Annotated in this window: 7 protein-coding genes; 5 read left to right on the top strand and 2 right to left on the bottom strand. The window is 73.8% G+C overall.

Annotation, left to right across the window (positions count from 1 at the left end; all coding sequences use genetic code 11):
* Window positions 1-96 precede the first annotated feature (96 nt).
* On the bottom strand, window positions 97-546 hold the full coding sequence (locus ACFV1W_RS35200; RefSeq protein WP_380421343.1) for a hypothetical protein: 450 nt from the start codon (window positions 544-546) through the stop codon (window positions 97-99).
* Window positions 547-731: 185 nt separating this feature from the next.
* On the opposite strand from ACFV1W_RS35200, the gene ACFV1W_RS35195 reads away from it, so the two are divergent.
* Together ACFV1W_RS35195 and ACFV1W_RS35190 are read left to right on the top strand one after the other, a co-directional pair.
* Window positions 732-2,174: a glyceraldehyde-3-phosphate dehydrogenase gene (locus tag ACFV1W_RS35195; RefSeq protein WP_030289960.1), complete on the top strand. Its 1,443-nt coding sequence runs from the start codon at window positions 732-734 to the stop codon at window positions 2,172-2,174.
* A 446-nt stretch (window positions 2,175-2,620) separates the two neighbouring features.
* On the top strand, window positions 2,621-3,157 hold the full coding sequence (locus ACFV1W_RS35190) for a hypothetical protein (protein WP_380421342.1): 537 nt from the start codon (window positions 2,621-2,623) through the stop codon (window positions 3,155-3,157).
* An 11-nt stretch (window positions 3,158-3,168) separates the two neighbouring features.
* On the opposite strand, the gene ACFV1W_RS35185 is transcribed toward ACFV1W_RS35190, so the two are convergent.
* Complete coding sequence (locus ACFV1W_RS35185) at window positions 3,169-3,495, bottom strand: hypothetical protein (protein WP_380421341.1); 327 nt, start codon at window positions 3,493-3,495, stop codon at window positions 3,169-3,171.
* Between the two features lie 219 nt (window positions 3,496-3,714).
* Here ACFV1W_RS35185 and ACFV1W_RS35180 point away from each other — a divergent pair, with 219 nt between their 5' ends.
* From ACFV1W_RS35180 to ACFV1W_RS35170, 3 genes are read left to right on the top strand one after another with little or no spacing between them, the layout of a single operon-like run.
* On the top strand, window positions 3,715-4,731 hold the full coding sequence (locus tag ACFV1W_RS35180; protein WP_380421340.1) for a hypothetical protein: 1,017 nt from the start codon (window positions 3,715-3,717) through the stop codon (window positions 4,729-4,731).
* A gap of 35 nt (window positions 4,732-4,766) precedes the next feature.
* On the top strand, window positions 4,767-6,659 hold the full coding sequence (locus ACFV1W_RS35175; RefSeq protein WP_380421339.1) for an HSP90 family protein: 1,893 nt from the start codon (window positions 4,767-4,769) through the stop codon (window positions 6,657-6,659).
* Entirely contained in the window at window positions 6,659-9,643 is a 2,985-nt protein-coding gene (locus ACFV1W_RS35170) for a hypothetical protein (RefSeq protein WP_380421338.1), read from the top strand. Before ACFV1W_RS35175 ends, ACFV1W_RS35170 begins: the two co-directional genes overlap by 1 nt.
* The last annotated feature ends 7 nt before the right edge of the window (window positions 9,644-9,650 follow it).

Raw genomic sequence — 9,650 nt, 5'->3', positions numbered from 1 at the left:
CCCGGTCCCCGCGCGCCCCCATCCCGTGTTCTTCCTCTGGGGCGGGGGGGGGCCCCCCGAGCCCCGCCCCCGGCCCCCCCCCCACGGCAATCCGGCTCAGGCGCGCTGCGCGAACTCCAGGGCCGCCGTGTGGGCGAACCATTCCAGCACCGCGCAGATCTCCTCCACGTGGCCGGCGAACACCTGGAGCGGGAACGACGGCCGAAGCTCCAGCTTCGCCTCGGCCAGAACGATCCCGTCGATCTCGTTCAGCCGCCGCAGCAGCTCCCGTCGCACCTCGGTGTCGTCGAACGGGCTACGGTCCTTCAGGTACTGGAAGACCACCTCCGCCGTACCCGACACCGGATACAGCGCGAGCGGCCACAGCAGATGCGGCCGGGAGGCAGTTCCGGTGTCGAGCATCGGGAAGCAGCTGGTCTGGTCTGCGCGACCGTAGTCGAAGTGACCGCCCTGGTGCTTCCAGAAGGCCAGGGCCGGAACGGGAACCGGCTCCACGATCCAGAGCGGGGGCCGTCCGCGCGTGCGGGACCGCCGGCTGCCGACCATGGGGGCTGTCTACCCGAGTAGACCTGGGTCGGTCGGGGTGGCGGCGATCACCTTTGCCGGCGGGGGTGCGGAGAAAGTCGCAGGTGGGAGGCTCGGGCGAGGTCTCGGAAGAGGGGACCGGCCGCTGGGGCGCGGGCGGGCGAAGCTACCATGTGGGCAACACCCTCAGCTCGAAAGATGGACTTGTGACTGTCAACGACGACGTGTTCACGGACTGGAAGAACCGCGAGGAGATCGCGGAGTCGATGATCCCGATCATCGGGCGGCTGCACCGGGAGAAGGACGTGACCGTCCTGCTCCACAGCCGTTCCCTGGTGAACAAGTCGGTGGTCAGCATCCTCAAGACGCACCGCTTCGCCCGGCAGATCGCGGGCGAGGAGCTCTCGGTCACCGAGACGATGCCGTTCCTGCAGGCGCTGACCACCCTGGACCTCGGCCCCTCGCAGATCGACCTCGGGATGCTCGCCTCGACCTACCGGGCGGACGACCACGGCCTGTCGGTGGAGGAGTTCACCGCCCGGGCCGTCGCCGGTGCCACCGGTGAGAACAAGCTGGAGCGCCGGTCCGCGCAGGACGTCGTGCTGTACGGGTTCGGCCGCATCGGCCGGCTGGTCGCCCGTCTGCTGATCGAGAAGGCCTCCGGCAACGGCCTGCGGCTGAAGGCCATCGTCGTGCGCAACGGCGGCGGCGACGACCTGGTCAAGCGCGCCTCGCTGCTGCGCCGGGACTCGATCCACGGCCAGTTCCAGGGCACCATCACCGTCGACGAGGCGAACAACAAGATCGTCGTCAACGGCAACGAGATCACGGTGATCTACTCCAACGACCCGAGCGAGGTCGACTACACGGAGTACGGGATCAAGGACGCGATCCTGATCGACAACACCGGCAAGTGGCGTGACCGCGAGGGCCTGTCCAAGCACCTGCGCCCCGGCATCGCCAAGGTCGTGCTGACCGCCCCGGGCAAGGGTGACGTGCCGAACATCGTGCACGGCGTCAACCACGACATGATCAAGCCGGACGAGCAGATCATCTCCTGCGCCTCCTGCACCACCAACGCCATCGTCCCGCCGCTGAAGGCGATGGAGGACGAGTACGGCGTCGTGCGCGGCCACGTGGAGACCGTCCACTCGTTCACCAACGACCAGAACCTGCTGGACAACTACCACAAGGCCGACCGCCGTGGCCGCTCGGCGCCGCTGAACATGGTGATCACCGAGACCGGTGCCGCCTCGGCCGTCGCCAAGGCCCTGCCGGACCTCAAGGCGAAGATCACCGGCAGCTCGATCCGCGTGCCGGTGCCGGACGTGTCCATCGCGATCCTCAACCTGCAGCTGAAGCGGGAGGCCGACCGCGAGGAGGTCCTCGACTACCTGCGGAACATCTCGCTGACCTCGCCGCTGAAGCGGCAGATCGACTTCATCGACTCGCCCGACGCGGTGTCCAGCGACTTCATCGGGTCGCGGCACGCCTCGATCGTGGACGCCGGGGCGACCAAGGTCGACGGCGACAACGCGATCCTCTACCTGTGGTACGACAACGAGTTCGGCTACTCGTGCCAGGTCGTGCGGGTCGTGCAGTACATCTCGGGGGTTGAGTACCCGACGTTCCCGGTTCCGGCGGTCTGAGGCGGATGGTTCGGTGGGGCGGTGGCCGGGTTCGGCTGCCGCCCCTTCGGCGTTGGTGGGTGGTGGGCGCGCGGGGTGCGGGGCGTTGCCGTGCGCGCGCACGGAGGGGGCGGGGGAGGGGTGGGGCGGTTCGTGTGCGGGGTGGTCGCTATCTTGAGGGGTCACGGACAGCCGTAAGGGAGTGGGCTATGGGGATGGGTGGACGGCGGATGGTCGCCGTGGTGGCGGGCGGGGTGCTGGCGGGGGTGCTGGTGGGGTGCTCGTCCGGGGGGTCGGGGGGCGCCAAGGGGGCTGCGGGCGCGGTGAGTTCGGCTGGTCCGGCGGGGGCGGTGTCTTCGGCGGTGACGAGTGCCGCTGCCGCGCCGACGGGCGCCGGGGGTTCGGCGTCCGCCGTGGCCTCTGCGTCGCCGGGTGGGGCAGCGGGCGCCGGCGGGAGCGCGACGCCCGTGGTCGCGGCGCCGAGTGCGGATCTGGAGGGGGCGCTGCTGGACGACAAGGTGGTCGGGCAGGTGTTGCCGGATGCCAAGGTGATGGTCGGGTGGGACGAGGAGAAGCGGAAGGTCGACACCGCCGACCACTCCGTCACCTGTTCGGCGTCGGCGCCGTGTACGGGCAAGCCGCTGAGCGGGTCGGTGCGGTTCTCGTCGGGGGATCTGGTGACGCGGTTCCTGGTGGAGACGTTGCCCAGTCGGGACGCGGCCAGGAACCGGTTGAAGGAGACGTACGCCTCGTATCCCGTCGGGCCGTTCCACAAGGTCGACGCGCCGGCGCTGGGGAGCGAGAGCCAGGTGTTCGTCGGGCCGTTGTCGGCCGGGGACGGGGTGAGCATCGTGGTGCGTTCGGGCACCGTGGTGGCGAGTGTGACGACGGAGGGCGGGCCGGCGGACCCGTCGGCGGCGCGGCGGTTCGCGGTGATGCTGGTGAACCGGATCGAGCAGGCGCAGTCGGGGAGGACGCCGGACGCCGGGCTCGGCGCGGCCTGACGGGGTTCAGGTCACGGGCAGGCCGGGAGTTCGTGCAGGCCGAGGGCGAGCAGGGTGTCCAGGGCGCAGTGCGGCACGTCCCAGCCGGGCAGCGGTCCGGTGCGGCCGGTGAGGGCGGCGCAGGCGGTGATGAGGGCGGCCTCGGCGGCGAGCAGGTTGTCGGCGAGGACGAAGGCGACGCCGTCGACGGTGCCGGGGCCGGTCAGGATCCGGGCGTGCTCGATCCGGGCCGGGGCGGGCAGGCCGCGGGCCAGTCCGTCGTGGACGGCTCCGGGGGTCGCGGTCGGGGGGGCGTCGGGGCAGTCCGGGGCGCGCAGGTGGAAGCGAATGGTATGCACGGGAACAATACTGACGGATCGTCGGGCCGGACGGCGGGGTGGGCGGTGTCAGAAAACTGTCAGGCAGCAAGATGTCACCGGTGACCGGGCGGTGGTGCCCTCGGTGCCGACGGCGCCGGGCTGGGCGGAGCCGCCTCGGCCGCCCGTGATATGTACTCACGTGGGGTGGCCGCAGTGGGGCCATGCGACAGATGCCGATGATGTTCGAGGGGGCCGCACATGCCGCTGTTCCGACGCCGCTCGGGCGGGGAGGGCGGGCAGGACCGGGCCGGTCGGCGCGGGTTCGGGCTGGGCCGTCGGGCCGTTCGGGCAGCCGAGCCGAGGCTCGATCCGGCCTTCGGGGACGAGTCCGTCCGCGAGGTGCTCCGGCAGGCCGCGGCCGGGGACTGGACGGCGCTTCGCCCAGCGCTGGCCGCGGCGGACGGCGCCGAGCTGACCTGGCTCGCCGAGGCGGTCGCGAGCGTCGCCGGGGTCGAGGAGTGGACGGCCCGCGCGGCGGCGGACGCCCCGGAGGACGCGCTGCCGCTGCTGCTGTCCGGTGCCCGGCACGTCAGCTGGGCCTGGGAGGCGCGCACCCGCGCCCGGGCCGGGCAGGTCACCGAGGAGCAGTGGAAGCTGTTCCACCAGCGGCTGGACGTCGCCGAGGAGCAGTTGCTGGAGGTCGCCGAGCGGGAGCCGTCCTGGCTCGCCCCCTGGTACTTCCTGCAGATCAGCGCGCGCGGCGCCTCGCTGGGCCCGGAGGTCGCCGCCTGCCGCTTCGAGGCCGCCGTGCGCCGGGTGCCCGGGCACCCCGCATCGCACCGCCAGCGGCTGCAGCAGCTGTGCGAGAAGTGGGGCGGCTCGCACGAGGCGATGCACGGGTTCGCCCGCTCCGCGATGCTGGGCGCCCCCGAGGGCAGCCCGCTCGGCGAACTGGTCGCGCTGGCCCACCTGGAGCGCTGGCTGGACCTCCCGGAGGGCGAGGACCGCGCCTACCTGTCCGGTCCCGCCGTGGTGGCCGAACTGCAGGAGGCGGCGTTCCGTTCCGTCCTGCACCCGGACTTCGTGCCGGTCCGCGGCTGGCAGGCGAGTTTCAACACCTTCGCGATGGCCTTCTCGCTCGCCGACCAGCCGAAGACGGCGAGGCTGCTGTTCGACGCGCTGGACGGCTTCGTCACCGAGTCGCCCTGGCACTACCTGTCCGGCGACCCGGTCAGGACCTTCCGCGCCCACCGCGACCGCTGCGCCGCGTACTGAAACCCTTCCGCATTCCGCGACCGAAAGAGCCTCCGGTGTCCCCATCCGACAACCCGACGAGTGCGCACACCTTCCAGGTGGACCTGCGCGGCCTGGTGGACCTGCTCTCCCACCACCTCTACTCCAGCCCGCGCGTCTACCTGCGCGAACTGCTGCAGAACGCCGTGGACGCGATCTCCGCGCGCCGCGCCCTCGACCCCGAGGCGCCCACCGCCATCACCGTCCGCGCCGACGACGAGCTGTCCGTCACCGACACCGGCATCGGCCTGACCGAGAAGGACGTCCACACCTTCCTCGCCACCATCGGCCGCAGCTCCAAGCGCGACGCCGAAGGCCGGCTGGACGGTGCCGGACTGGCCGCGGCCCGCGGCGACTTCATCGGCCAGTTCGGCATCGGCCTGCTGGCGTGCTTCGTGGTCGCCGACGAGATCACCGTGGTGACCCGGCACGCTGGGAGCCCGGACGCGCCGGTGATCGAGTGGCGCGGCAGCTCCGACGGCAGCTACACCATCCGCACCCTGCCCGCCTCGGCCAAGCCCGAGCCCGGCACCACCGTCACCCTCGCCCCGCGCGCCGACGCCGCCGAGTGGACCCGCTCCTCCCGGGTGCTCTCCCTCGCCCGGGACTTCGGCAGCCTGCTGCGCCACGACGTCACCGTGGTCGACGCCAGCGGCACCTCGCACCAGGTCAACCGCACCCCGCCGTGGGCCGCCCGCCACGGCTCCCCGCTGGCCCGTCGCGACGCGCTCGCGGAGTACTGCCGCACCACCTTCGACTTCACCCCGCTGGACACCATCGAGCTGGACCTCCCGCTGGTCGGCCTGCGCGGCGCCGCGTACGTCCTGCCCGACGCCGCCCCGCCCTCGCGCCGCAACGGCCACCGGGTGCACCTCAAGGGCATGCTGCTCTCCGACCAGGCCGACGAACTGCTGCCGGACTGGGCGTTCTTCGTCCGCTGCGTGGTGGACACCGACGGGCTGCGCCCGACCGCCTCGCGCGAGGGCCTGTACGCCGACGAGACGCTGGCCGCCGTCCGTGACGCGCTCGGCGCCCGGATCCGTGACTGGCTCACCGGCCTGTCCGCGAGCGACCCGGCGCTGCTGCACCGCTTCCTGTCGGTGCACCACCTGGCCGTCAAGGAACTCGCCCGCTACGACGACGAGTTGCTGCGGATGATGCTGCCCTGGCTGCCGTTCGAGACCACCGACGGCAACGTCACCCTGGACGAGTTCGCCCGCAGCCACCCGGTGGTGCTGGTGACCCGTACGGTCGAGGAGTTCCGGCAGGTCGCCCCGATCGCCGGGGCGGCCGGGCTCGGCGTGGTCAACGGCGGTTACACCTACGACCGCGACCTGGTGCACCGGCTGCCGGAGATCCGCCCCGGGGTCTCGGTCGCCGACCTCGACCCGGGCACCGTCACCGCGCACCTGGACACCGTCGACCCGGCCGCCGAACTGGCCGCCGGCGCCTTCCTGGCGATCGCCCGCGAGGTGGTCGGCCGGTTCGACTGCGACGTCGCCCTGCGCAGCTTCCACCCGACCAACGCGCCGGCCCTGCTGCTCGACAACCGGGAGGCCCGGCACGAGCGCACCCGCGCCCAACTCGCCGACGAGGCGGATGGGTTGTGGGCGGACATCCTGGGCTCGCTGCGCGCCGAGGTGCCCCGCGCCCAGCTGGTGCTGAACCACCTCAACCCGCTGGTGCGCCGGGCCGTCACCGTCACCGACCACGAGCTGGCCGTGACCGCCGTCGAGGCGCTGTACGGGCAGGCCGTGCTGATGACCCGCCGCCCGCTGAAGGCCAGCGAGTCGGCGCTGCTGAACCGATCCTTCATCAGCCTGCTCGACCACGCCATGCTCGGCCACGAGGCGTCGGGCGCGGCCGGCACCGGTTCCGGTACCGCCGGCGCCGGTGAGACGGAGGCGTGATGCTGGACACCCCCGACGCGGTGATGGCCGCGCTGCGCGAGAACGACGCCCGCCCGTACGGCCGCACCCGCACCGTCACGGCCGAGGAACTCGTCGACGCCGCCGAGCAGTTCGAGGACACCGGGGTCCGCTCGATGGCCCTGCTCGAACTCATGGAGGCCTACGAGTACGACGGCGAGCGCAGCAAGAGCCCGGTGGTCTTCGCCCGGGTGCTCAAGCTCTGGGACCGGGACCCGGACGGCTTCGGCGAGTGGGCCCGCCGCCAGGTGTTCTGGCGCTTCAAGTGGGTGGCCACCGCACTGCTGGACACCCCGGACGTCCCGCTGGCCGCGATCCGGCGCTGGCACACCGAGCTGCGCGACCGCTACCGCAAGGCCGGCTTCGACCTCCAGCCGTACTACGCCCAGCGCTACCACCTGGCCGCGCAGACCGGCATCGACGTCCAGGACGCCTACGAGCTGTGGACGGCCCGCCCGCGCAGCGAGCTGAGCGACTGCCACGCCTGCGAGACCCGCGCCCGGGCCCGGCACTTCGTCGAGGCCGGGGACGACGCCCGCGCGCTGGAGATCCTCGCCCCGGTGCTGGACGGCCGCAGCGGATGCGAGCAGGAGCCGTACCTCAGCCAGGCCACCGCCCTGCTGCCGCTGCTGCGCCGGGGCCGGCCGGACGAGGCCCGCTCCGCGCACCTGGCGGGGTACCGCTACGCCCGCGGCAAGGCCGCGATGCTGGCCGCCGTCGGCCAGCACATCGAGTTCTGCGCGCTGTCCGGCAACGAGCCGCGCGGCCTGGAGCTGCTGGCCGAGAACCGTGACCTGTTCGCGGTGACCGGCGAGCCCGCCGCCCGGCTGGAGTTCCTCACCGGCGTCGAGGTGCTGATCGCCGTCCTGGCCGGGGCCGGGCACGGGCCGCTCGCGGTCAGCGGACCGGCCGGCACCGCCTGGACGGTCGACACCCTGCTCGTCCACCTGCGCGGCGAGGCCGACGCGCTGGCCGCCCGCTTCGACGCCCGCAACGGCACCGACGCGGTGAGCGCCGCCCGGCGCGCGCGGCTGGCCGCCGGGCCGCTGCTGGCCGAGCCCCTGGCACTGGGCGTGCGGGCCGCCGCCGCGCCGGAGCCCGGTGCGGCCCCGGCTGCCGCCCCGGCGGCGCGCCGGGAGGTGGAGCCGGAGCCGGAGGACTTCACCGCCCTGGTGCTGCGGGCCCGCGAGCTGGAGGTGCTCGGCCATCCGGACGCCGACCGGCTCTGGCGGCGGATCGCCGAGCGGGCCGCCGCAGCGGACTTCGTGCACCCGGACAGCGCCGAACTCGGCGGCGAGGGGCGGCTGCTGGCCGAACTCGCCGAGCAGCGCGCCCACGACGCGCTGCGGCGCGACGACCACGCGCAGGGCACGGCGGCTCTGCTGGAGGCCGCCGAGCTGTACGAGCGCGCCGGGCTGCCCGGGCCGGCGCTGATGTCCCGCACCCGGACGCTGATCGTCGAACTCGGCGACGTCGAGGGGGTGGTGGCCGACTGGGCGGGACTGGACGCCGCTCTGGCCGAGGCCGAGGCCCTGCGCTCCGCGGGCCGGATGCTCGACGACGACTACCTGATCGTCCTTCAGTCGCGCGCCTACGCCGCCCACCACGACCTGGTCGAGGCGCTGCCCGAGCCCTCCGGGGAGACCGTCGCGCGCTTCGAGGCCGCCGTCGGCGGATACCGGCGGGCCGCCGTCGAGCTGGGCTCCGCCCGCCGGGCCGCCACCTCGCGCCAGTACACCGCCGACGCCGCCGCCCGGCAGGGGCGCCTGGCCGATGCGGCGGACGAACTGCGCGAGGTGCTGGCCCAGTTGGAGGCAGCCGGACTGCCCTGGCACACCCCGCGGGTGCTCGGGCTGCTGGGACAGGTGCTGCTGCAGCAGGGCGAGCCCGGCCAGGCCGTCGAGGTGTTCCACCGGGCGCTGGCCGAGGCCGTGCGCTGGGGCGAGGACGCCTACCCGTACGCGCCGACGTACATGATGCTCGGGCACGCGAGCATGCAGGTGGAGGACTACGGCGGGGCGGTGCGGGCGCTGTCGGAGGCCGCCGCGCGCTACGACCGGCAGGGCGCCGCGGCCGTCGAGGAGGCGGCCCAGGTGCGGCTGCAGCTGGCAGACGTGCTGCGCGGCACCGGGCGGGCGGCGGACGCGGTGGCCGTGCTGGAGTCGGTGCTGGACGCTTCGGCCGGGTCGTCCGCGGGGTCGTCCGGCGGGTCGTCCGCGGGGGCGCCCGGTGGGTTGGACGTCCGGCTGGTGGCCCAGGCCCGGCTGGACCTCGCCCGCGGTCTGGTCGACCTGGACGAACACCGGGACGCGGCCGAGGAGTTCCTGCGGCTGGCCGACCTGGTCGCCGACTGGGAGGGCCAGGAGACCCACACCATGGTCGCCTGCGAAGCCACCCTGGCCCTCGCGCGGGCGGACCGCTGGGACGCGGCCGAGGCCGCCCTCGGCCGGGCCCGCCAGGCGTACGGCGCGGCTCCCCGGGTCGACCAACTAGCTGCCACTCTGCGGGAGTTGGCCCAGCTCACGATGCGCAGCCGGGGCGCAGAGGGGCTGGACGCGGCGCTGGCGCTGCTGGCCGAGGCGGACGGGCTCGGCGAGGCGGCCAAGCAGGCCGGCCAGGAGTACGACGACTGGTACCTGCAAGGCGGTTCGCACTACGAGCGGGCCCGCTGCCTGGCCATCGCCGACCGGCACGAGGAGGCGCTCGCGGAGATCGAACGGGCGATCGCGGTGTACGGGCGCGGCGGGGAGCCGACGGGACCGGCGCCGTCCTCCGAGTCGCTGCGTTCGGAGTCGCTGCGGGCGGAGGCCGTCCGACTGGCCGCGCTGATCGAGGGTGGCGACCTGGGCCGCTCCCGGGCGGCGGTGGACCGGCTGACCGCCGGGGTCGCCCGCTGCGAGGCGGCCGGGCTGCCCGAGGCGGCGCAGGTACTGGCCGAGCTGCGGGAGCGGTTCGGGGCCGGCTGAGCGGGAA

It is taken from the genome of Kitasatospora sp. NPDC059648 (genome assembly GCF_042734825.1).
GTDB lineage: Bacteria > Actinomycetota > Actinomycetes > Streptomycetales > Streptomycetaceae > Kitasatospora.
The sequence above is the reverse complement of the archived record's forward strand: the minus strand, read 5'-3'. Positions and strand labels throughout refer to the sequence as shown.